This window comes from Gracilimonas halophila (genome assembly GCF_042684365.1).
Classification (GTDB): domain Bacteria; phylum Bacteroidota; class Rhodothermia; order Balneolales; family Balneolaceae; genus Gracilimonas; species Gracilimonas halophila.
This window is the reverse complement of record NZ_JBHULI010000002.1, coordinates 150,987-173,061: the sequence shown is the minus strand read 5'-3', so window position 1 is coordinate 173,061 and position 22,075 is coordinate 150,987. Positions and strand designations below refer to the sequence as shown.

The window sequence follows — 22,075 nt, the reverse complement described above, 5'->3', positions numbered from 1 at the left end:
CCATGCATATAGATCATTCAAAACTTGTTGAGCTTCTTGTAGAAACTGCCGGTCTTGAGAAGGAGAAAGTTGAAAGCCAGTTAATGGAACTTGTGGATGAGATTAGGGCTGCAATTGAAGAAGGTGACGCCTATGAAGTGGATGGACTGGGTGTTTTTAGCGGCATTGGCAATAATGTGATCTTTATACCTTCCGACGAACTCTCTACTGAGATTAATTACAAGTATGTAGGGATGGAACCCATTGAAATGGATGATGCTATTTCCGGTGAAGAGCAAATTCCACAAGAAAAGGATCCCTCTCCTGAGGAAACTGATCTTGATGATGAAGGATCAGAAAAAGATCCTGAAGAAGAGAAACCGGGACCCGATAAATGGGGAATTGACACTTACAAAGACGACACCGCAGAAAATATGTTTTCCGGACTTTTGGGAAAGCAGGAGGAACCTGAGGATACCGAAAAAGAGCCTGCGGAAGAAGACCCCTTCAACGCTTTGTTTGAGCAGGAGGATGAGGAAGAATCGGATGATAGCCTGTTAAATGATTTAACTGAAGCAGAGGATGATTCCGATTATGTAGAGGAAGAAGCCTTAAAAGCTGAGCTGGATGCACAATCTTCTGATGATGATGACGAAGAATTCGATGATCCGTTTGAGGCTCTTGCTGCCGAGAACGAAGAAGAGGATGAAGACGACAACCTTGAAGAATCAGCGGAGGAAGAAGAGGTTATACCCGTGATCAAAAACCTTTCTTCTGAAGGCGCCAAAAAGAAAAAAGAAAAGGCGAAAGAAGAAGAAGAAGAGGAAAAAACAGAACCGAAAGATCCAAAAAAGGATAAAACGAAATTTAAACCTTCTTCAGAGCCTAAATCTCAGCCCGTTATGCTTTGGGTACTGTTGATCATACTTATACTTGGAGGGGGAACCTATGCATTGGGATACTACGGAATAGTAAATATCCCCGGTGTAACACCTCAGCCACAGATGGCATCTTCAACCACCCAAACGACATCCCCAGCTACACAACCTGAAGAAACTACTCCTCAAGAGCAGCAAGTTCCGGAGCCCCAGAGTGAAACTCCCGATGAGGAACCTCAAGCAGACAATCCAGCAGAAGAACCCGCTCAAGAACAGGAACAAGAGTCGCCAGATCAGGTATCTACTGATAGACAGGCTCCGGCCAATCAACCTACATATGGAATGAACGGTGTACCGGTAGCGGCTGCCAATAACGGATATACTATTGTCATTTATTCACTGAGCAGGGAAAGCAGCGCAGAATCCCGACGAAATGAACTATCTGAACAAGGATATCGGGTACTTGTTGCAACCGTGCCTTCTCAACAATATGGAACACTTTGGCGCGTAAGTTTGGGACAGTTTAGAACAATGAGAGACGCCGCCCTTGCTGCTGAAGATTTGGAATCACCATTTTCTGAAAATTATTTTATAACTAAAATTCAATAAATACATCATCTACATGCACCCATTGCTGATATTTTTGCAGGATACAACTGCCGCAGACTCCCTCATGGCTATGCAGGAAGAAACTACTTCATTTTTCGACCTTCTTGTTGAAGGCGGAGTTTTAATGATCCCGATAACCATTCTTTTTATGATCGCAATGTACGTGATCGTAGAACGCTGGAAAGCCTTGAATCGCTCTCATGTTGATCCGGATAAATTCCTTGGTACCATTGGAAGTATGTTGAAATCCGGAAAGGGAGGAGCTTCAAATGCCATGAGTTATTGTGACGAATTTGACAAACCGATCTCAAGGATCATTAAGGCCGGAATTCGTCGCTTGGGTCGCCCTATTCGTGATATTGAAGATGCGATCGACAATGCCGGTAAAAAAGAGATCTTTTTTCTCGAAAAACGCATGAACTGGCTGGCAACTATTGCCGGTGTTGCCCCTTTGCTGGGTTTTACCGGAACTGTAACAGGTATGATCGAAGCCTTTATGGATATTCAGTCTCTGCAGGGGAATGTAAACCCCAGCGTTTTGGCCGGAGGTATTTGGGAGGCGCTTATCACCACCGCTGCAGGACTGATCGTAGGACTGATCGCTTATGGCTTTTATAACTTCCTGTTAGGTAAGATCAACCGCTCGATCTTCGAGCTTGAAAATGCTTCTGCTGATTTCCTTGATCTGTTACAATCACCTGCAAAAAAAGAAGATAATTAACCATGCCAAGAGATTTTAGAAGAGGAGATAAACGCCTTCCGCCTTTGTCGCTGTTTTCACAGTCGTCATTGACGGATATTGTGCTTCTGCTACTTATTTTCTTTCTGTTGACTTCCTCCTTTGTTACCAACTTTGGAATACGGGTTGAGGTGCCACGCGCTGAAAGCAGTGCCGCCACAGATTCTCAATTCATTTCTGTTGCCGTTACAAAAGAAGGAGAGTTTTATGTGGATGGTGACCTCACCGCAAGAGGTTCCCTTGCTTCTGCCATTCGTAATGCGCGAAATAATAAGCCCGACGGTACCGTTGTATTAAGGGCTGATAAAGAAGCTAAAGTTGATGATGCCGTTCGTGTGATGAACATCAGCAAGGCTCTTAATCTAAGAATCATAATGGCTACCGAACAAGGCTCCTGATATTATGGGACGTTATAATTTTACTTCAGATGACCGCTTTGCTCTTAAAGTTACTTTTGGAGTAAATGCCGTATTACTTATTCTGTCCCTCTTGTACACTTTCGATATGAACAGCAATGTTCGTCCATCATATATTGAGGTTGAATTCGGGGAATATCAAACCGGGCAATTGGCAGAATATTCTGAAGTACAGAATGAAGAAGTTGCCCAGCGTCCCAATCCTTCACAAACAGAACCGGAAGAACCGGTAGAGGAAGTCCCGGAGCCGGAGGATACCCCTCAACAAGAAACTCAGGAAGAAACGAAACCGGTTGATCTTGCAGACCAGGTAGAAGAAGTTGATGCGGAAGTAGTAAATACACCCGAAACCGACCAAATTGACCCTAGCCAAGAAGAGACAGAGCCACAAGAAGAAGAAGTCGAAATTCCCCCTGTTGCCCAGAAAAATGAAACCGTTACCGAGGGAGCTGATGAAAGCGGTGACGTGGATGGTGCCCGGGGAGACATGAACTCTGATCAGGGAATCGGTAATGATGAGGATAAAACTTCTCCCTATGAACTAAAATGGGAAGGAGATCTTGATCGGTCCCCTATGGTTCAGCCACTTCCTGAAAATACATCCAACTCCGAGGCCGTGATAACGGTCCGATTTGAAGTTCGCCCCGATGGTACCGTGGGCCGGGTAATACCCCTACGAAAGATGAACCCGGAATTAGAAAGAGAAGTGATGAGTACGCTCCGAACATGGCGCTTTTCACGATTGCCGGGCGGCCTTCCTCAGCAAACACAATGGGGCACCATTACTTTCCGTTTTGTGTTTGATTGATCGATAACACTAAACCAATAAGCGGTTTGACATGCAATCCAGAATATTCTTCTTTCCCCTTTTATTTTCTGCACTGATGCTCTTCTCAGCTTGTAAGGACAACCCTTCAGGAACCGATGAAGGTGAATTTTTCGAGATAAACAGCTGGATGCATCAAAATATGGAGCTATACTATTTTTGGAATGAACTGGTACCTGAAGAACCAAACGGCACTATTACACCCGGTGATTTTTTTGATTCCATGCTCGAGCCTGATGATGAGTTTTCCTACTATTCCGATGATGCCCAATCTCTGTTGCAGGAGTTGAACGGTTCTTCATTTACCGCCGGTTTCTCTCCTTATTTTGGTCGTTTTTTCGATACCGATAACGTTTTTATCGTTGTTGAGTTTTCATATCCAAATTCACCCGCAAAAGAAGCCGGTATTGAACGGGGTGATTTCATTATTAAGATCAACGGGCAAGACATCACTATTAATAACTATCTTGACCTTTATTACGCAGAGTCAGCGACAACAACGTATACGCTTGCTGAATACGATTCCTCACAGAATACTCTGGTTGAATCCGAAACAGTTGAACTAACTAAAGCTGAACTGGATCTGGACCCGGTGGTTTACTCTGACATCATAGAAGAGAACGGAAGCAAGATCGGGTATTTATTATATGCGCGTTTCTTAACCGGAGAAAATGATCAGTTTATCGAAAGTTTGGATAATGTGCTCTCCAACTTTAAAAACGCCGGTGTAGACGAACTTGTGGTAGATCTTCGGTACAACCCGGGAGGAAGGATCTCTGCTGCAACGAATTTTGCAAATGCACTGGCTCCACCATCCGTGACATCAAATGAAGAAGTATTTGTACGGTATGAATACAATGAAAACCTCGAAAACTTTTACATAGAAGACGGGGGCTTGGACTCACCCAACCTGGTTGCTCGATTTTCTGATGATCCCAATAATTTGAATTTAGATCGTGTATACTTTTTGACCACTTCCTCATCTGCTTCTGCAAGTGAATTATTGATCAATGGGTTAACCCCATACATGGAAGTTATCTCTATCGGAACCCCTACTTTTGGTAAATTTTATGGTTCTTATGTATTGACGGGTGAGAATGCCAACCCTCCTAATAACTATGCCGTTGTACCGGTGACCCTTAAATATTCCAATGCTAATGGCTTTTCCGATTTTAGGGACGGACTGGCACCCGACCACCCCATCGAAGAAAACATCCTGGAACTTAAAGCCGTAGGGGACACCACCGATGTTATGCTTGCCAAAGCAATTCAACTTATTACAGGCGGGGAAGGGCCTCCTGCAAAAGTGTCAACTCCTTTATTAATCGAGAAGTTAGATGATCCTATTCGGCTTAAGCGAGGAAATGTCTTTTTTGAATAGCTGATATGTAGGAGAGGGAGAGATCAAATTTTAACCTGCCGGCAATTGCTGACCGGAGCAACTTTTCCTGACCCTATTCTTTTTCGCTGGTCTCTGAATCCTCAGATCCGTGCTTTTCCTCTTTGTTCCCCATATCAAGCCCTGAACGGACATGCAGGTCTCTTTGTGGGAATGGGATCTCGATCTCATACTCAGCAAATTTTCTGACTATCGCCTGATTCAGTTCATTCTGAACCTGGTATCTTTTTTTCACGTCCGGTACCCACACCAACAATTTCATGTCCCAGGATGAGTCGCCAAACGACCTGAGATGAACATCATGCTTAGGATGCTTTAGTACATCATCGCTCTCTTCAGCTACCTCATTTAAGGCTTTCAATACTTTATCCAGATCTGAGGAATAAGAAACTCCAACGTTTATACTCAGCCTGTACGTGGTATCGCCATGCGAGAAGTTGATCACATTCCTGGACACAAATTCCGAGTTCGGCACGATGATCGAGATGTTATCCAGTGTTTTCACTGTGGTAGAACGAATATTGATCTCCTCGATATCTCCTTCAATATCACTCACTGATACACGGTCTCCCACACTTATAGGTCGCTCAAAAAGCACGATCAGGCCTGAGATAAAGTTTGAGGTAACGTTCTGTAGTCCAAAACCGATACCAACGGAAAGGAAACCAAAGATCACCGCAAGTCCTGTCATGTTTATTCCCAGGAATTGGAAAGAGATAAATACGCCTATTACCACAATAATATATTGCGACATCCTCGCAAGTGTATATCTCAGTCCGCTGTCTCTTACGAATCTTGGAAGAATTCGGTTATTCAGTATACGCTTTACAAAAGAAGCCAAGAACGAAAATCCTATCAACAGAACAATGAAGATGATGAGCTTCAAGAAAGTGACGGGATTATTCTGAATGCTGAAAAGCTGTACTTGTAACAGATCCCAGATGTACTGAAACGTATCCGAAATAGTATAATTAGATGGATCGGGTATCTGAAATGCAGAATCTGCGGAAATGATCGAATTCGCGCTATCCGGTGCAAGCGAATCGACTTGTGTGTTTGGTATCTGTAATTGGTTCATAACCTCAAATGTAATGGATTATAACGAAAAAATAATTCCGTTAAGCAGTTCAGGAAAAATGATGATAAAACATTCATTACCGCTCTTTCAAACTAGTCTTAGGCGCCTTCCAGATCTCATCATTATAATCATTGATGGTGCGGTCGCTGGAGAATTTCCCAATATTGGCCGTGTTAAGAATAGCTTTCTTATTCCATTCCTCCTGATCCTTAAATGCCTCTGATACTTCGTCCTGCTTTTCCACATAGGCTTCGTAATCGGCCAGTACCATAAAGTAGTCGCCTTCATGCAGCAGTGCATTGATGATCGGCTCAAACAGCGACTTATCGCCATTACTGAAAAACCCTTCGCGGATCTGGTCCACAGCTTTTTTCAATTCTTCGTTGGCATTGTAGTAATCCCATGGGTTATATCCTTCCCGGCGAACCTGTTCGATCTCTTCTTCTTCAAGCCCAAAGATAAAGATGTTCTCGTCGCCCACCTCTTCCCGGATCTCCACATTAGCTCCATCCAGCGTCCCGATAGTAAGGGCTCCGTTGAGAGCAAATTTCATGTTTCCCGTTCCGGAAGCTTCCATGCCGGCTGTAGAGATCTGCTCGGAAAGATTGGCGGCAGGAATTAGTTTTTCCGCAAGAGTCATACTGTAATTCTGAAGGAATACACACTTCAGCTTTTTATTTACGATTGGGTCATTATTAACGACTTCGGCAATGCTATTTATAAGCTTGATATGCAATTTGGCCATCGTGTATCCCGGGGCCGCTTTACCGGCAAAGATCACCGTGCGAGGAGAGATGTCCAGATCGGGATCTTCTTTAAGTCGGTTATACAAGGTAATGACGTGCAAGGCCGCCATAAGCTGTCGTTTGTACTCATGAATTCTTTTGATCTGAATATCGAACATGGAATTAGGGTCTACATCCAGGTCGTTATGCTCCTTGATGTATTTTGTCAGCCTTTTTTTATTCTCGAACTTGATATCAGCAAACTTATCGCGGAATTTTTTGTCGTCCGCATACTTATTGAGCTTTTTCAACTCATCCAGGTCGGTGATCCAATCATCCCCAATGTTATCAGAGATCAGATCTGCTAACGCCTGATTAGATTGTTTCAGCCAGCGGCGTGGAGTAATTCCGTTCGTCTTATTGGTGAATTTGTCGGGATACATCTCATCGAAATCCTTGAACATAGAGTTCTTCAGCAAACGGGAGTGCATGGCCGCTACCCCATTCACTTTTCTGGCTCCTACAATTCCTAGATGGGCCATATGAACCACCGGATGTTCATCATCACTTATAATGCTCATTCGGCTCTGACGATTTTTATCGTTCCCTAACTTTATCTTCACATCGTCCAGAAAGCGCCGGTTAATTTCATAAATAATATTCAGGTGGCGAGGTAACAGGTTTCTTACCAGTGAAACCGGCCATTTTTCCAATGCTTCCGGCAATAAAGTATGATTGGTATAAGCCATGGTCTCTACCGTGATGTCCCATGCCTTCTCCCAATCCATGTGTTCTTCGTCGAGGAGGTAACGCATCAATTCCGGAATAGCCAGATTTGGATGCGTATCATTACATTGAATAGATACTTTTTCAGGGAATTTGGTGAAATCAGAATACTGCTTTTTAAATCTCCGGATGATATCCTGCATAGAAGCTGACACAAGAAAATATTCCTGCTTCAGTCTCAGTTCCTGCCCTACAAACACCTTGTCATTCGGATAGAGAACGCGGGATATATTCTGTTCAAGCTGATTATCCTTTACGGCATCAATGTATTGCCCCTGATTGAAGCTTTTAAGGTCAATGGCAGAAGATGATTCCGCCTTCCATAAGCGCAGGTAGTTAACGATCCCATTGTCATATCCCGGGATGGGGGTGTCGTATGCAACCGCTTTTACGCGATGTGTATTTTCCCAGGCGTAGCGAGTGTCCCCGTTACTGCCACTTACTGTAGCTTGGTTTCCATAAAACTCTACCGGGTACTGAACTTTAGGGCGAACCGTATCCCATGGGTTGCCATATTTGAGCCAAAGATCCGGGCGTTCTATCTGAAAACCATCTTGTATTTTTTGATAGAAGATCCCGTAGTCATATCGAATTCCATGTCCTATTGCGGGAATTCCCAGCGTTGCCATTGAATCCAGAAAACAAGCTGCAAGCCTTCCAAGACCTCCATTACCAAGACCGGCATCCCACTCCTGATCCCGAATATTTTCATAGGAAAGATCCAGATCGTCAAGAGCCTCTGCAACCAGATCACGCACATTGAGGTTCACCAGCATGTTATCCAGCAAGCGGCCTATCAGGTATTCCATCGACAGATAATACACCCGCTTGGCATCTATCTCATAATAATGTTGCTGTGTTTTCAGGAGGCGGTCATTTAGCCGGTCCATGATAGTGAGCGCCACGCTTTGATATTTATCCCAGTTTGTAGACGAATATTCATCCTTTGCCAGCGTATGGCGTAAATGCAGTTTAATATCTTCGCGCAGTGAATCCTTGTCCATTCCGGAACGGATGTTCACATTTGGTGTTTTTTTGTTGCTCATAATTATTCTCTCTGATCTATATGCTTTTTCTTTCGGGAACGATAGTTGAAAGTTGATAGGGTGATATTGCCCTTATCAAATTCCGGGCAACATCAACTTTCACTCTATCAACTTTCAACTCTCAATCTTCAATCATCCTTTAAATAAATACCCTGATCCGGCTCAAATTTTGGCCTGGTTAGGTTGGCAGGGAATCCGAGTTTATGAAACGATTCATACGCATTAATAGCAACAAAATCCTGTTCAAAAATTCCAAAAACACTGGAACCGCTTCCACTCATACTGGCGTACTCAGCCCCGAATTCATAGAGCTGATCTTTGAGATTTCCAACCAAATGCAGACGAGGAAAAACGGCCTTCTCTAATTCATTCAAAAGCAAATACCGCCATTCTTCCGGCTCTTCTTCAAGCAGTACATTTTTAAGGGAGAATTCCGGTTCCGGATTTGGCTCACACATTTGATAGGCTTCTGCCGTGCTGCTTTCGATATTTGGGTATACGGTAACGATCCAGGCATCAGGTTGAATATCAAGCTCCTGGATCTCGTGTCCAAGTCCGGTTGCAAACCCCGGTTCTCCTTTTATAAAAAAGGGGACATCGGCTCCAAGTTTTTTTCCAAACTCGATCAGGTCATGCTGCGTCAATCCCAGGTTGGCGATCTTATTCATCATTTTCAGCGCCGTGGCAGCATTACTGCTTCCCCCTCCCAAGCCGGCGCCGGTGGGAATATTCTTCTCCACCTTGATATTATACTCGTCTTTTAACCCGGCGTCTTGCTGAAGCAACCGAATAGCCTTCACTATAAGATTCGATTCATCCACCGGAATTTTAGGGTCACTCATTTCCAGGTGCATGCGTCCCGGTTTTACCTCAAACCGATCATTCCATTCAATAAAACAGAAGCCGGATTCGATAGCATGATATCCGCTATCCAGCTTTTCGAGCACATTAAGCCCAAGGTTAATTTTTGCGTAGGAATTTGAGATCCAAAGATCAGCCATTGTTTAAAAAGTCTTCTTTGTGTTCCATCATATAATTAAATGCCGCATCATGTTCGTTCGGAATTTCACCGTTGAGGATCGCTTCTTTCACCGCATCCTTCACATCTCCAACGGTTTTACTTGGCTTGATGTTCAGCGCATCCATGATCTCCTCTCCGGAAAGCGGGTTTTTCCACTTCCTGAGGCGATCTTTTTCTTCCACTTCCTTGATCCGCCGTTCCACATAATCAAAGTTCTTTTGATACTTAACCTGCTTATAGTCATTCTTTGTGGTGATATCAGCACGGCATAATTTCATAAGGTCGTCGATATCATCACCGGCCTCATAAATTAACCTGCGAATGGCTGAATCCGAAACTTCATCTGAAACCAGGGCTATGGGGCGGAGATGCAATCTCACTAATTTTTTTACATAACGCATCCGTTCATCCAGAGGAAGACCCAGCCGTCGAAAGATCCGCTTGGTCCATTTGGCCCCCAGGGCATCGTGACCGTGAAAGGTCCATCCCGCTTTTTCATGGAAGCGTTGGGTTGGCGGCTTGGCGATATCGTGCATGATGGCTGCCCAGCGCAACCAGAGATCGGCTCCAAGTTCGATCACATTATCCAGCACCTTTAGGGTGTGCCAGAAATTATCTTTATGACGAACCCCGTTGATCTCCTTTACCCCATGAAGTTCATGCATTTCAGGGAAGAACTCCTTTAGCAACCCTGTCTTGAAAAGCATCGTGAATCCAAGAGAGGGCTGATCGCTGAGAATAATTTTATTCAACTCATCGATGATGCGTTCCTTGGAGATGATATTGATCCGTTCTGCCATTTCGGTAATGGCTTCAAAGGTTTTTTCCTCAATTCTGAAGTCGAGCTGAGAGGCAAACCGAATGGCCCTCATCATGCGAAGAGGATCATCATCGAAGGTTTGGTGCGGGTCGATCGGAGTTTTGACGATCTTGTTTTCGAGGTCTTTCATTCCCTCAAAAGGATCGACCAGTTGTCCATAGTTTTCTTTATTCAGAGACCATGAAAGGGCGTTTATAGTCAGGTCACGTCGCAATTGGTCATCTTCCAGTGTACCGTCTTCCACGATCGGCTTACGTGAGTTCTTCCGATAACTTTCCTTTCGGGCTCCCACAAATTCCAGCTCCAGCTCACCGGCCTTTACCTGAGCGGTTCCAAACTGTTGATAAACAGCCAGCGAAGACCCTTCAATATTATCAGCAACTTTCTTTGCAAGGGCAATTCCGGAGCCTACTGTAACAAAGTCGAGATCCATCACTCCTTCTTTGAGCCGGTTGAGATAGTAGTCGCGGACATATCCGCCCACTACATACACCGGGCAGTCCAGTTCCCCGGCTGCATCGCTGATTATTCTAAATACTTTTTGATGTAAAGTTGGTATGTTATTCATGTGTTCCAAAGCATCGCAAAGATAGGAATGTTCGGGATTGCTTTCAGAGGATTACTGAGATATTTTCAGTACCATTAATAAATTATGTTTATCAGTTAAAACAAACGATCGTCATGGGAAATGCAAAAAAATGGGTTATAGCCACAAACGGTACAAAATATGCGAGTGCAGCTGTAAAATATGCGGCTGAATTATTTCGGGACCTGCGCGTAGATCCTGAAGTGTACATATTGGTTGTGGCTGTTGATGATGAAGCACTTAACGAAGCAAAGGGCATCATTGAGTTGGCTAAATATACCTTCGAAGATATTGCCGGCAAAGAGGGTCCGCTTACAACATTGGTTGAAACCGGAGAGCCGGGTAAGATCATCGTTGAGCAAATGAAGAAATTAAAAGCCGATCATCTGTTCATCGGCGGTGCTGATTTTAAGTGGGATATCAATGATGATGGCCCGGGAGGTATCAGTAATTATATTATCGAGCATATTTCGGGTGGAGTTACGCTGATCAAGTAGTAATTAACTCCTTATACTTATTTCATAATTCTACAGAATCTTTGGAAGAACCCTCAAATTGAGGATATATGAACGGTTGAGTTCTAAATTTTGCACTATCCAGAAATAATATAATCTTCACAAATGATCACTAAACTCTTCCCGTAGCTTTAGAATTACCTATCTTAAGATGCTCTTTGCAAATTGCACCTTGTCCAACAGAGAACATACATGGAGCAACAAACAATGGAAAACTCCAGACTGATTAGAATAGCCTCATTGCTGGTCATCGGCGTTTTGATAGTCTATATCATGATCGAGGCTCAGTTCATTATACTTCCTTTGATTTGGGCTACTTTTATCGCGCTCCTCATTTTGCCTCTGACTGCAAAACTCGAGCAGATCAAGTTTCCCCGCTGGTTATCTATTATAGTAGTTCTGACAGTTGTCACTTCAACCTTAAGTGTGATTCTTTATCTCTTATCAATTCAGGTAGTGGGCTTGCTTGGTGATATGCCCACAATTACCGATAAAATTGATAGTTGGATCAATGGACTGGAGCATTTTCTTGAAGTTCGGATCGGCATTTCTCATGAATTGTTAACCCGTCAGGCGACTAATTCTATATCACAGATCATCAATACCGGATTGATCGAGCTTAGAAATTCGTTGTTCTCTGTGTTCAGGTTGCTAACAGTTATCAGTATCATCCCTCTATATATTTTCTTTCTGCTTTACTACCGTGACAATTTTTATCGAAGTTCTCTACACTTTTTCATCAATTATCCTGACCAAACTCGGGCGCTTTTCAACAAAATAATAAAAGTTACTCAGCAATATTTACGAGGGTTGATGATGGTGACTCTCATTGTAGGGGTTTTATTCTACATTGTACTATCAGTTTTAAATATAAAATACGCTTTTTCCTTTGCGGTTTTACTTTCCATATTTAATCTGATACCCTACATCGGTGTATTTATTTCATCATTACTTGTGGTGCTGTATTCAGTTGCAACCTCTGATTCTACGTTCTACCCGGTAGCCATTCTCATATCACTTTGGCTCATTCAGCTTCTTGAAAACAATCTTATCACTCCTTATGTGGTTGGATCACAGGTAAAAATAAATCCCCTTGTAGCATTGATCGCTGTGTTAATGGGTGCCTCAATATGGGGTGTCTCCGGTATGATCCTTTTCATTCCTATGGTCGGCGTACTAAAAGTCGTCCTTGATGAATTTGAGGGCCTTAAACCTTTTGGCTTACTTCTGGGAAAAAATGAGTTGGTACTATATGGGAAGAAAATGGCTGCTTGTGCTCTTTTTTTTGGTGAGCCGATTGCCTTATGTTCTCGTCATTTATTAAGCCATATTAATGCACTCTATAATGTTTCAAATCATTCTTAAGCCCAATAAAATTCCATTTGTTTAATAGTGTATAGATTTTAAGTTCATTAATTCCGCATTGGAATTTGATTCTTCCTTTCCCCTATTTTAGCCTCGTTGTTAGCAATCAATTCAAAAATATTCCTGCGTGACCTTAGACCTCTTTGAGCCTTCCGCTGTTACCCAAAAGGAGCGGGTGAATAATGCCATGGGGGAGGAACTTCCTCCGCACGATCCCGGCGTGTACACCATGTACGATCGCCACGATCAGGTGATGTATGTGGGCAAGGCCAAGGATCTGCAACAGCGGGTTACTTCGTATCGGTATTCCAAGTCCAAGAAGATACAGCGGATGATCGCACACCTGGAGCGTATTTCCTATGAGGTTTGCAATTCGGAGACGGATGCCATTTTACTTGAAAACCTGCTGATCCGTTCACTTCGGCCTCCTTTCAATCACGCCAACAAAAAGCCGGAGACCTATTATTATATTTCCACCGCGCGGCGCGGCAACCAGCGGGAGTTCAGGCTTTCCATGCGGGTACTCGATGATTATCCGAATGTGTACGGTTGCTTTAAAGGCCACCTTAAAACCCGAAAAGGTTTGGGAGCTTTATTAAAGTTGCTTTATCTGTTTAACCGCCCGATCAAAAGTGCCACCTATTTGCCAAGTCAGCTTTTGAACAGGATCACCCCACAGAAATTTCACCTCAACCTGGATACCCAAACCGGCGTGTTTGTCGATCAGTTTTTGAAAGGCTCCTCAAGCCTGCTGGCCGATGAACTGGAAGAGTGCGTGATGGATGTCAACTTCAAAGACCGCTTTACCGAAAATTATTTTGATAACGAGCTGGAGCTGCTCCGCATGTTCTACACATTGGGACCGGAACGCAACTTCCGCATGAAAAAGGAATTGGGGCTGGAATCCGTACTTATCGATCAGGATGAGATCGATGACTTGCTGGCTCTAATGAAAAAATAGGGGAGCCCAAATATCCAAGCTTTTATACTTGGATATTCCGTGTTGAATATTGGTTATTGGATATTCTCACCTGCCTCGATCCAGTCCATAAAGTCCCCGACTTCGCTTCGCTCCTCTGCATTCTTTCCGGTTTTGGTTTCGGTATCAGCCGGATACTCTTCAGGAAACAGAAAAACGGCTCCGAGCAGGATCTCATGTTTTGGGATTCCCAGAAATTCCAGCACTTTGTCTTTTCGGATGATCCCGCCCGACGACCAATATGCGTTGATACCCCTTGAAGTTGCCGCCAACAACAAATTTTGAATGGCTGCGCCGGTAGCCGCAATATGCTCCATGTTCTTCAGGTTGGGATGAAACCTTCGGGAAAGCTTTCGGCTTTTTTCCGGCAGCCAGGTGGCCAATATCAATCCATCCGCAGCAGCCAGCATTTGACGGATGCCTTCCGGGGCCTTCATTGGTTTATCCTGATTCAAAGACCTGAGAAATGAACGGCAGGTCTTCCCGTCCAACGCATGAAAACGCCAGGGCTCAATTCCTTGTAATGAACCTTTCCTCTGATCTTCACTGCTTTCATAATGAAAGGGTGCCTTTCCGGCCAGCTCGATGAGTTCTTTTATGGTTTGCTTAAATTCCTCCCCCTTTGTTACCGGAAGAGGTTTTTCAGGATCAACCCGTAGCTTCAGGGTTTTGCGGGTGCGAATGGATTCGTCGGTGGTCATGATATCTTTTGAATTGGTTTTTGAATCCAAAGATACGGAAGAAATGAATATCCAATATCCACCACGGAATATCCAACGCCCAAGGGGTCTCTACTTGATCATTCCGTGTTGAATTTTGGTTATTGGATATTCGCCTACATCTATTCCAACATATAATTCTTCGCTACCTGCTTATACTCTTTCACTTCCTGTTCTACCCAGGCTTCGTCTTTGCGGAATTCTTTGGCGAGCAATCGGCCGACTTCGGGAGCCATTTCCACGCTGGCTTTGGCGTCCAATAACAGCGCCCGGGTTCTGCGGGAGAGAATATCTTCAATGGTCTGCGCCATTTCATTTCGAACGGCCCACACTACTTCAGCTTTCAGGTAAGAGAGGTCGGGATGCAGTTTTTCCCCAAGCGCCGGTTCCTCTTCGATGAGTTTATTTAATGCTACTTTGTCAGAACCGTACACATAAAGATGATCTTTACGGTCTACGTTTTTGAGCCACCCGTGAATGCGAAGTTCCTTCGTGGGTGTTTCCTTTACATCGAGACCTGCGACCAATGCCGCCTGATCTACGGTATCTTCGGCCATCTTCCGATAGGTGGTCCATTTTCCGCCGGCTATCGTAACCAGTCCAGATTCTGAAACCTGTATATGGTGGCTTCGGGAGATCTCAGAGGTGTCTTTGGCGTCCGGTGGTTTAACCAACGGTCGGATTCCCGCAAATACACTTTTCACATCTTTTCGGGAAGGGTCTTTGGTGAGATATTGCGCAGCATGGCGTAACACAAACTCGATCTCTTCTTCCAGCGCGATCGGTTCCAGTGTGGCTTTGTCAACAGGTGTATCCGTTGTTCCAACGATCACCTTATCGTGCCATGGCACTGCAAAAAGTACACGGCCATCTTCTGTATGAGGAACCATAATGGCTGAGTCGCCGGGTAGAAATTCCTTGTCCAACACCAGATGTATTCCCTGTGCATATTGAATGATCTTTTTATGGCCTTCTTCATCCATCTCCAGGATATCGTCGGAGAAAATTCCCGTAGCATTGATCACCACACGGGCGTTGATCTCATAATCATCTCCATTAAGCATATCACGGACTTTCACACCTTCGATCAGATCCTGTCCATTTTTCTCCAGCCCCATCACCTTCATATAATTCATGGGATATCCGCCCTGATCATACATGGTTTGGGCCAGGTTAATGGATAGTCGGGAATCATCAAATTGCCCGTCGTAGTAGATCACCCCTCCCCTTAAACCTTCGGGTTCCAGTGTAGGGATCTTCTTAAGTGTTTCTTCTTTGGAGAGGTTTTTCGATTTGTTGATCCCGAGTTTTCCGGCCAGGGCATCATATACTTTCATTCCAACCCCATAAAACGGGCCGTTCCACCATTCATAACTCGGAACGATAAAAGACTGGTGACTTACCAGATGAGGAGCATTTTGAATAAGTAACCCACGTTCATGCAGCGCTTCGATCACTAGGGAAACATCTCCTTGCTGCAGATACCGAACTCCGCCATGTACCAGTTTTGTGCTTCGGCTAGACGTTCCTTTTGAGAAATCGTGCATTTCCAGAAGCAGGGTTTTATATCCACGGGAGGCCGCATCAACACCCACGCCCAGTCCGGTTGCTCCGCCTCCAATTACGACTACGTCCCAATAATCGTTGAAGTTTTTGATGTGATCCAGAAATTCGGCTCTTTTCATGATTTCGGTGGTTATTCGTTATTCGTTAATCGTTATTAGTGTAATGGTTATTAGATCCTGCTAATTCCTAATAACTATTTAACCAATAACTTCCTTGCAGGCTTCTCTTCCAATATCATATACCCTTTTTCCCTGATCAAAATCAAAAACTCCGCAGGCATTTCTAGGTATTTCTATCAAATGATCCGGCTGATACATTTCGATGATAAGTTCGGTAAGGCGATCTTGAGTAAAGCTAAAAGAGCTGTCCATCAATTCGATCAGGGAAAAGGAATCTTCCTCTGCCGGAAGCTCCGCTTTCACCTTGTTTTTTCTGGTTGATTTCATGGAATCCGGAAGCATTTTATCAAACCATTTTTGCATTTCTTCGAGCTTATCGGGTTCCGGTTCTTTATCATATTTAGGATCCGTTCTTCCGTTTAAATTAACGGCTACGATAATCGCATCTTCTTCCTTGTCTACAAGATTGATCGGCAGGGGGTTAAGAACCCCTCCATCTACCAAAACCCTTCCTTCTTCAACAACGGGCACAAAAAATCCGGGCGTGGAAACCGAAGCTCTTAATGCTTTATACAGATCACCGGATTTAAAATGCACTTCTTCATGGTGACGCATATCTGTTGCTACTGCAGTGAATGGGATCTTAAATTCCTCAATACTTTCATTTCCTGTCACCTCTATATGCTTCGCGAATAGTTTTTCCCCCTTCAAAAATCCCTGCTTAGTAAAAGTAAAATCCAGCAGATCGAAAACTCCTTTTCGGGACACCCCTGTTATCCACTCCTTATATTCGGGAAGATGTCCTGCAGCATAAATTCCCCCAACAACCGCACCCATGGAGCAACCTATTACTTCGATGATCTCGTATCCGGCTTTTTCGAGTTCCTCAATTACAGCAATATGGGCAATTCCTCTGGCCCCGCCGCTTCCAAGTACTAAGTGGACTTTTTTATTACTCATGAACTCCCTTATTAAAACTGGCTATTGAACTCTTTAAATAAACGAAATTATACCGTCTTTAACACCGGTCAGGCTCTCAGTGTTTTCAAATACTTGAACCGATTCTCCCAATACAAACAGCGGTACTTTATTTCGGGTATGTGTTTTAGTAGAAAGATCTTCCAGGTTGCCATGGTCACTGGTGATGACCAAAGTATCGCTGTTTCTCTTGTTTTTGATGATATGCAGTAAAAATTCATCCAGTGGTTTCAGGACACGCTCGGCATCTTCATGCTTTTGTTTGTGGCCGGCTTTATCGGTGAGGTAATATTCATAGAGTACCAGATCGTAATCGGGAACTACATTCAACAATCGTTGGGCAGCATCGGTTGGGGATATCTTGGGGATATCGATACCTAGCTTTTCCCGCCAGGCATTCTGGACGATCTCAGCCGTCAAGGCCGATTCATTCAGTACATCTTCAGTGGAATTCAATTTCAATCCGGCACTTTTGGTCATGAGCGTAGTACAGCTCCAGCGATTTCGCTTTTTGGCGTGCTCGAAAAAGATCGGGGGATAGGCGTTCATGAAATACGGTTTCTTACCGGCTTCCTTCACCGCATGGAATACACTTTCTTTTTTTAGAAAGGGTTTGATGCCCGAATGAGGAAAAGGGCCAAAATGCTTTCCTATTTCCCTGGCCGCATTTCGTCCGGTAAAAAGAGCGGTTTGTCCGGTACCGCTTTGAGGTAATCCCTTTACACCGAGATTGGCATCAATGGGTTTGAATAGCCGTCCTTTTTCAATAACAGGGCGGGAATCAAAATTGAAAAAACCATCGGTCAGGATCTCAAACGACTCATACCTATTTTCAGAAAATGGATTTTCAGGCCCGGCTTTTCCAAGTCCAACCCCATCTATAAAAATGAATATGACTGACATTTTAAATTTTCTGATTTATCTGATTTAAAGGTGATCCCGTTGAAATGATTTTTTGAAAGATTGAAAGTTGATAGGGTGATTATCACTTTATCATCTTTCAACTTTCATTTTCTACTTCTCCAAAATTATAGTAACCGGGCCATCGTTCTCCAGCTTCACACTCATCATTGCCCCAAATTGGCCTGTTTGGATGTTCAGGTTCGTGTTCGTTTTAAACCATTTGACGGCATCATTATACATAGGTTCTGCTTTTTCAGGTTTAGCAGCTTCTATAAAACTCGGCCGTGTCCCTTTATCGGAATTGGCATACAAGGTGAATTGTGAAACCATCAGGATCTCGCCGCCTACATCCTGTACCGACTTATTCATTTTCCCTTCCTCATCTTCGAATATCCGAAGCTTTGCGATCTTTCTGCAGATCCATTCCAGTTGTTCATCCGTGTCTTCTTGATGTATTCCCAGTAAGACCAAAAGTCCGCGCTCAATGGCCCCGATTATCTCGTTATTTACCATTACTGATGAAGAACTCACGCGCTGAATAACTGCTTTCATAAACTGTTTATATGTGGATTACTATGTGGATTACTCACTAACAAAAGTTGGATAACTAAAATGCCCCGAAATTATTAACACGTTTCCACAAAGTTTCAGGACTATCAACATCCAAAAAGAATAACTTTTCGTGTGGACGACTTTTTCGGTGATCTTATGTATGAAATATATAGCGATGTTTATAAATAAAATAATCCTACCATAAATACTTGATTTCTATGGCTGAGTTATAAACAAAACTATCCACATTCATTAAAGATCGGCAGGATTATTTTGGATAAAAAAGTTATCCACTTATCCACAGCCTCTACTATTACTATTAAACTATATAAATCCAATTTTCATAATAAAACCCTGTGGAAAACAAAGAGAAAAAGTTCTTAAAACACTCTTCTAAACATTCTATATTTGTGTGTTATCAGTGAGAAGTAATAAAGTGAAGGTTAGGTTTAATAACTTTTCTTTTTTCACAGAACTTTTGACTTAATTAAGCAAATGAATAAGCAATATCCCATAGGTAAATCTTCTTTCCCAGAAACCTATTCTCCAAATGATCTAGAGCAATGGATCGATGACATTGCACTTCTACCTGAAAGAATAAGAAATGAGATCAGTGGTTGCTCTGATGATATACTGTTAACACCTTATAGGGAAAATGGCTGGACAGTAAGGGAAGTCATAACTCATTTGCTGGACTCTCATACAAATGCTCTCACACGAATAAAGTTTGCTTTAACTGAAGAGGAACCAACCATTCTTCCTTATGATCAGGAGGCTTGGGTTGAGATTGAAACCCAGTTCGAAATTCCTTTGGAACTGACCTTGCAAATGCTGGAAGATATTCATGAAAAAATAGTTCGCATCTACCAAAGCCTGGATGATGATCAATGGAAAAGAACCTACATAAATCCGGAATCCGGGAGTTTCAGTTTAGCCCGTTCAGCATACCACTATGACTGGCATTCTAATCATCACTTAGCTCATATTCGTTTGGTTACACAAAGTGAGAGTTGAAAGTTGATAGGGTGATTTTTTTTGTAAAGAGTAATAAGCAGATGCAGTAAAATTTAATAACTATAATAAACTTTAGTGTTTTAGAGCCTTCGTGGTAAAATAAAATCAGCGATAAATGTCAGACAAGAAACAGTTTACATACAAAGATTCCGGAGTAGATATCAAAGCCGGAGAAGAAATGGTGGAATCCATTAAAGGGGTCGTTAAAGATACACATGGACCGGAAGTATTACATAACATCGGAGGATTTGGAGGATTTTTTAAACCCGATCTCGGTTCCTATAAAAATCCGGTTTTTATAAGCTCGGTGGATGGAGTTGGTACCAAATTGATCGTGGCATTTAAAGCCGGTAAATATGATACCGTTGGGCAGGATCTGGTAAATCACTGTGTGAATGACATTGCCGTATGCGGAGCCAAACCATTATTCTTCCTTGATTATTTTTCCACGGGAAAACTTGAGCAGCATGTTGGCGTTGATGTGGTAAAAGGATTTGCCAAAGCATGCAAAGAAAATGGGGTAGCACTCATTGGAGGAGAAACAGCTGAAATGCCTGATATTTATGATGCAGGTGAATTTGATCTGGCCGGAACCATCGTTGGTATTGTGGATGAGGATAAAGTTATTAACGGTTCAGAAATTCAGAAAGGAGATGTGCTGCTTGGGTTCAAGAGCTCAGGACTGCATACGAATGGGTATTCTTTAGCCAGAAAAGTACTGTTCAGCAGGTATAAGGTTGAAAATTATGTGGAAGAATTAGGAAGTACGGTTGGGGATGAATTATTGAAAGTTCACCGTTCCTATTTATCATTGATCACGGAGCTAAAAGAACTGTCGGGCGTAAACGGATTTTCCCACATCACCGGCGGTGGTATTGTAGGAAATACCAAACGGATCCTTCCTGAAGGCATGAAACTGGATATTAACTGGGATGCCTGGGAGCGACCACCCGTATATAAATTGATCAAGGAAATTGGAAACGTTCCCGAAGACGATATGCAAGCCACCTTTAACTTAGGTATTGGATTGATAGCTGTGGTTTCTGAAAGTGAGGTGGATGCGGTGAAGAAAAAAGCTGAGGCGTTGGGGGAAGAGGTTTTTGAGGTAGGAAAAGTAATCTAATCTGATTATAGTTCTTAATCCTTTATCTAAACCAGTTTCTATGAATAGTAAGCTACTCCTATTTTTTATAACGTTGCTATTTACAGGGTGCTCTATATTAAGTACTGATTCAGAAAGCAGCAGTTTTGAAGCAAATATTGGATCCAGATCATTTAAAGCTAATGCCGAGGTTTATCTAAGTGATACTGAAATGACGATAGTTGGCAAAAAAGGAGATTGGGAAAACTCTGAAAATGTAATTTTTAATGTTGTTGATTTTGATGGGACAGTTGGTGAATACCAAGTACGGCAGGCTACCTATTTTTTTAGGGATGGGAATGAGATAGCTGAATATGCAGCGTTTGACAGTGTAACTTCGTCTGTAACTATAACTAGGCTTTATGAAGCTTTTGATCAAATAAAGGGGTTTTTTGAATTTGAAGTTATAGTGAAACAACCTTTCAGTGAATTTAGGGAAGGAGAAAAAATTATGATTAATGGTAGTTTCAGTGCGAGAATAGATCGACTTCAAGTTGCGGTAGAATAATAGTCCTAAGACCTTTAAAGTGTTTAAAGTTTTAGCTTAGAAAGTCTCTGACTTTCATCAAGGGAAACAAAGTTTAATCAGCATCTTCTGTGTTCCATAATCCCATTTTCAGCTTACCACTCCCCACCTTATTTTGGTTTCATGGAAAATGAAACGCAACCCGATCAAACCAGTAATGAACTCTCCGGATTGACTACGGGAAGGCTACTGATAATGTCGGTGGTATCGGCTAATATCTATGTGTTCTTCTCATTTCTGATCATAAAGTATTGGCATGATGGTGGGTTGGGAGAAGTTTTTGAAAGCATTTTTTCATTATGGCAACAACTTGCAATAGGGTTAGGTGCAGGAGCCATAGCTTCTGGAATAGTTTTTATAGTGATCAAGCTTCCGCCGGTATCAAAGATACTTTCTGACTTCACCATTTTTGAGGCTTTATCAAAAGCCAACTTCTCTTTCTTTGATAACAGCCAGATCTCAATATTTGCAGGAGCCGGAGAGGAATTGTTATTTCGAGGAGCTATTCAACCGTTGCTTGGAAATACCTTTACTTCCATGATCTTCATAGCTATCCATGGTTATTTTAAATTCAGATCTGCCGGACATATTCTTTTTGGAGTGATGATGTTTGGGCTCAGTTTTATGCTTGGTTTTCTATTCGAACATGTTGGGTTAATCGCTGCCATATGCGCCCATGCTGTTTATGATCTGATCATGCTTCAGGCTATCCAGAAGAAGAATGTTCAGTAACTATTATTAGCGGTAGTATACATTCCATTCCCATTTCTATATGAGTCTTACCGGGGCT

The 22,075-nt window shown here is 42.9% G+C and carries 21 protein-coding genes; 12 read left to right on the top strand and 9 right to left on the bottom strand.

What is annotated here, in order from left to right; all coding sequences use genetic code 11:
* The first annotated feature begins 2 nt into the window (after window positions 1-2).
* From ACFSVN_RS01900 to ACFSVN_RS01880, 5 genes are read left to right on the top strand one after another with little or no spacing between them, the layout of a single operon-like run.
* Window positions 3-1,466: an SPOR domain-containing protein gene (locus ACFSVN_RS01900; protein ID WP_390297778.1), complete on the top strand. Its 1,464-nt coding sequence runs from the start codon at window positions 3-5 to the stop codon at window positions 1,464-1,466.
* 13 nt (window positions 1,467-1,479) lie between these two features.
* On the top strand, window positions 1,480-2,187 hold the full coding sequence (locus ACFSVN_RS01895; protein ID WP_390297775.1) for a MotA/TolQ/ExbB proton channel family protein: 708 nt from the start codon (window positions 1,480-1,482) through the stop codon (window positions 2,185-2,187).
* Window positions 2,188-2,189: 2 nt separating this feature from the next.
* On the top strand, window positions 2,190-2,603 hold the full coding sequence (locus ACFSVN_RS01890) for an ExbD/TolR family protein (protein WP_390297772.1): 414 nt from the start codon (window positions 2,190-2,192) through the stop codon (window positions 2,601-2,603).
* Between the two features lie 4 nt (window positions 2,604-2,607).
* Window positions 2,608-3,429 carry a TonB family protein gene (locus ACFSVN_RS01885; protein ID WP_390297769.1) on the top strand — a complete coding sequence of 274 codons (822 nt, stop codon included), beginning with the start codon at window positions 2,608-2,610 and terminating at the stop codon, window positions 3,427-3,429.
* Window positions 3,430-3,460: 31 nt separating this feature from the next.
* Window positions 3,461-4,828 (top strand): S41 family peptidase, encoded by a 1,368-nt coding sequence (locus tag ACFSVN_RS01880; protein ID WP_390297766.1) that lies wholly within the window; start codon window positions 3,461-3,463, stop codon window positions 4,826-4,828.
* Window positions 4,829-4,901: 73 nt separating this feature from the next.
* Here ACFSVN_RS01880 and ACFSVN_RS01875 read toward each other — a convergent pair whose 3' ends face one another.
* From ACFSVN_RS01875 to ACFSVN_RS01860, 4 genes are all read right to left on the bottom strand, one after another.
* Complete coding sequence (locus ACFSVN_RS01875; protein WP_390297763.1) at window positions 4,902-5,924, bottom strand: mechanosensitive ion channel family protein; 1,023 nt, start codon at window positions 5,922-5,924, stop codon at window positions 4,902-4,904.
* Between the two features lie 76 nt (window positions 5,925-6,000).
* Complete coding sequence (locus ACFSVN_RS01870; protein ID WP_390297759.1) at window positions 6,001-8,481, bottom strand: glycogen/starch/alpha-glucan phosphorylase; 2,481 nt, start codon at window positions 8,479-8,481, stop codon at window positions 6,001-6,003.
* Window positions 8,482-8,609: 128 nt separating this feature from the next.
* Entirely contained in the window at window positions 8,610-9,482 is an 873-nt protein-coding gene (gene ispE / locus ACFSVN_RS01865; RefSeq protein ID WP_390297756.1) for a 4-(cytidine 5'-diphospho)-2-C-methyl-D-erythritol kinase, read from the bottom strand.
* Window positions 9,475-10,890 carry a CCA tRNA nucleotidyltransferase gene (locus tag ACFSVN_RS01860; RefSeq protein WP_390297754.1) on the bottom strand — a complete coding sequence of 472 codons (1,416 nt, stop codon included), beginning with the start codon at window positions 10,888-10,890 and terminating at the stop codon, window positions 9,475-9,477. Before ACFSVN_RS01860 ends, ispE begins: the two co-directional genes overlap by 8 nt.
* 113 nt (window positions 10,891-11,003) lie before the next feature.
* On the opposite strand from ACFSVN_RS01860, the gene ACFSVN_RS01855 reads away from it, so the two are divergent.
* The 3 genes from ACFSVN_RS01855 (at window position 11,004) to ACFSVN_RS01845 (ending at window position 13,749) form a co-directional block, all read left to right on the top strand.
* The gene (locus ACFSVN_RS01855) at window positions 11,004-11,405 is read left to right on the top strand and encodes a universal stress protein (RefSeq protein WP_390297752.1); all 402 of its coding nucleotides are present in this window, start codon (window positions 11,004-11,006) and stop codon (window positions 11,403-11,405) included.
* A gap of 210 nt (window positions 11,406-11,615) precedes the next feature.
* A complete protein-coding gene (locus ACFSVN_RS01850) occupies window positions 11,616-12,788 on the top strand; it encodes an AI-2E family transporter (RefSeq protein WP_390297749.1) in 1,173 nt (390 codons plus the stop codon).
* Window positions 12,789-12,915: 127 nt separating this feature from the next.
* Window positions 12,916-13,749, top strand: a complete 834-nt coding sequence (locus ACFSVN_RS01845) for a nucleotide excision repair endonuclease (RefSeq protein WP_390297746.1) — start codon at window positions 12,916-12,918, stop codon at window positions 13,747-13,749.
* 53 nt (window positions 13,750-13,802) lie between these two features.
* Here ACFSVN_RS01845 and ACFSVN_RS01840 read toward each other — a convergent pair whose 3' ends face one another.
* The 5 genes from ACFSVN_RS01840 to dtd all read right to left on the bottom strand — a co-directional run bounded on the left by ACFSVN_RS01840 (window position 13,803) and on the right by dtd (window position 18,604).
* A complete protein-coding gene (locus ACFSVN_RS01840; protein WP_390297743.1) occupies window positions 13,803-14,468 on the bottom strand; it encodes a nitroreductase family protein in 666 nt (221 codons plus the stop codon).
* A 140-nt stretch (window positions 14,469-14,608) separates the two neighbouring features.
* The gene (locus ACFSVN_RS01835) at window positions 14,609-16,171 is read right to left on the bottom strand and encodes a glycerol-3-phosphate dehydrogenase/oxidase (RefSeq protein WP_390297740.1); all 1,563 of its coding nucleotides are present in this window, start codon (window positions 16,169-16,171) and stop codon (window positions 14,609-14,611) included.
* A 78-nt stretch (window positions 16,172-16,249) separates the two neighbouring features.
* Window positions 16,250-17,131 (bottom strand): patatin-like phospholipase family protein, encoded by an 882-nt coding sequence (locus ACFSVN_RS01830; RefSeq protein WP_390297737.1) that lies wholly within the window; start codon window positions 17,129-17,131, stop codon window positions 16,250-16,252.
* Window positions 17,132-17,164: 33 nt separating this feature from the next.
* Window positions 17,165-18,052, bottom strand: coding sequence for an alkaline phosphatase family protein (locus ACFSVN_RS01825; protein WP_390297734.1), 888 nt, complete (start codon window positions 18,050-18,052; stop codon window positions 17,165-17,167).
* Between the two features lie 111 nt (window positions 18,053-18,163).
* On the bottom strand, window positions 18,164-18,604 hold the full coding sequence (gene dtd, locus ACFSVN_RS01820; protein ID WP_390297731.1) for a D-aminoacyl-tRNA deacylase: 441 nt from the start codon (window positions 18,602-18,604) through the stop codon (window positions 18,164-18,166).
* 495 nt (window positions 18,605-19,099) lie between these two features.
* On the opposite strand from dtd, the gene ACFSVN_RS01815 reads away from it, so the two are divergent.
* The 4 genes from ACFSVN_RS01815 to ACFSVN_RS01800 all read left to right on the top strand — a co-directional run bounded on the left by ACFSVN_RS01815 (window position 19,100) and on the right by ACFSVN_RS01800 (window position 22,017).
* Window positions 19,100-19,618 (top strand): YfiT family bacillithiol transferase, encoded by a 519-nt coding sequence (locus ACFSVN_RS01815; RefSeq protein ID WP_390297728.1) that lies wholly within the window; start codon window positions 19,100-19,102, stop codon window positions 19,616-19,618.
* 115 nt (window positions 19,619-19,733) lie between these two features.
* Window positions 19,734-20,741 (top strand): phosphoribosylformylglycinamidine cyclo-ligase, encoded by a 1,008-nt coding sequence (gene purM, locus ACFSVN_RS01810; protein ID WP_390297725.1) that lies wholly within the window; start codon window positions 19,734-19,736, stop codon window positions 20,739-20,741.
* Between the two features lie 40 nt (window positions 20,742-20,781).
* Complete coding sequence (locus ACFSVN_RS01805) at window positions 20,782-21,267, top strand: hypothetical protein (RefSeq protein WP_390297722.1); 486 nt, start codon at window positions 20,782-20,784, stop codon at window positions 21,265-21,267.
* 141 nt (window positions 21,268-21,408) lie between these two features.
* Window positions 21,409-22,017 (top strand): CPBP family intramembrane glutamic endopeptidase, encoded by a 609-nt coding sequence (locus ACFSVN_RS01800; protein WP_390297719.1) that lies wholly within the window; start codon window positions 21,409-21,411, stop codon window positions 22,015-22,017.
* Window positions 22,018-22,075: the final 58 nt, after the last annotated feature.

Bases quoted from the DNA above. Each gene is read 5' to 3' on its own strand.
- ACFSVN_RS01880 (WP_390297766.1), top strand. From the start codon at position 3,461: ATGCAATCCAGAATATTCTTCTTTCCCCTTTTATTTTCTGCACTGATG.
- ACFSVN_RS01885 (WP_390297769.1), top strand. From the start codon at position 2,608: ATGGGACGTTATAATTTTACTTCAGATGACCGCTTTGCTCTTAAAGTT.
- ACFSVN_RS01840 (WP_390297743.1), bottom strand. From the start codon at position 14,468: ATGACCACCGACGAATCCATTCGCACCCGCAAAACCCTGAAGCTACGG.
- ACFSVN_RS01800 (WP_390297719.1), top strand. From the start codon at position 21,409: ATGGAAAATGAAACGCAACCCGATCAAACCAGTAATGAACTCTCCGGA.
- ACFSVN_RS01900 (WP_390297778.1), top strand. From the start codon at position 3: ATGCATATAGATCATTCAAAACTTGTTGAGCTTCTTGTAGAAACTGCC.
- ispE (WP_390297756.1), bottom strand. From the start codon at position 9,482: ATGGCTGATCTTTGGATCTCAAATTCCTACGCAAAAATTAACCTTGGG.
- ACFSVN_RS01850 (WP_390297749.1), top strand. From the start codon at position 11,616: ATGGAGCAACAAACAATGGAAAACTCCAGACTGATTAGAATAGCCTCA.
- ACFSVN_RS01835 (WP_390297740.1), bottom strand. From the start codon at position 16,171: ATGAAAAGAGCCGAATTTCTGGATCACATCAAAAACTTCAACGATTAT.
- ACFSVN_RS01815 (WP_390297728.1), top strand. From the start codon at position 19,100: ATGAATAAGCAATATCCCATAGGTAAATCTTCTTTCCCAGAAACCTAT.
- dtd (WP_390297731.1), bottom strand. From the start codon at position 18,604: ATGAAAGCAGTTATTCAGCGCGTGAGTTCTTCATCAGTAATGGTAAAT.
- ACFSVN_RS01870 (WP_390297759.1), bottom strand. From the start codon at position 8,481: ATGAGCAACAAAAAAACACCAAATGTGAACATCCGTTCCGGAATGGAC.
- ACFSVN_RS01855 (WP_390297752.1), top strand. From the start codon at position 11,004: ATGGGAAATGCAAAAAAATGGGTTATAGCCACAAACGGTACAAAATAT.
- ACFSVN_RS01875 (WP_390297763.1), bottom strand. From the start codon at position 5,924: ATGAACCAATTACAGATACCAAACACACAAGTCGATTCGCTTGCACCG.
- purM (WP_390297725.1), top strand. From the start codon at position 19,734: ATGTCAGACAAGAAACAGTTTACATACAAAGATTCCGGAGTAGATATC.
- ACFSVN_RS01895 (WP_390297775.1), top strand. From the start codon at position 1,480: ATGCACCCATTGCTGATATTTTTGCAGGATACAACTGCCGCAGACTCC.
- ACFSVN_RS01890 (WP_390297772.1), top strand. From the start codon at position 2,190: ATGCCAAGAGATTTTAGAAGAGGAGATAAACGCCTTCCGCCTTTGTCG.
- ACFSVN_RS01805 (WP_390297722.1), top strand. From the start codon at position 20,782: ATGAATAGTAAGCTACTCCTATTTTTTATAACGTTGCTATTTACAGGG.
- ACFSVN_RS01860 (WP_390297754.1), bottom strand. From the start codon at position 10,890: ATGAATAACATACCAACTTTACATCAAAAAGTATTTAGAATAATCAGC.
- ACFSVN_RS01830 (WP_390297737.1), bottom strand. From the start codon at position 17,131: ATGAGTAATAAAAAAGTCCACTTAGTACTTGGAAGCGGCGGGGCCAGA.
- ACFSVN_RS01825 (WP_390297734.1), bottom strand. From the start codon at position 18,052: ATGTCAGTCATATTCATTTTTATAGATGGGGTTGGACTTGGAAAAGCC.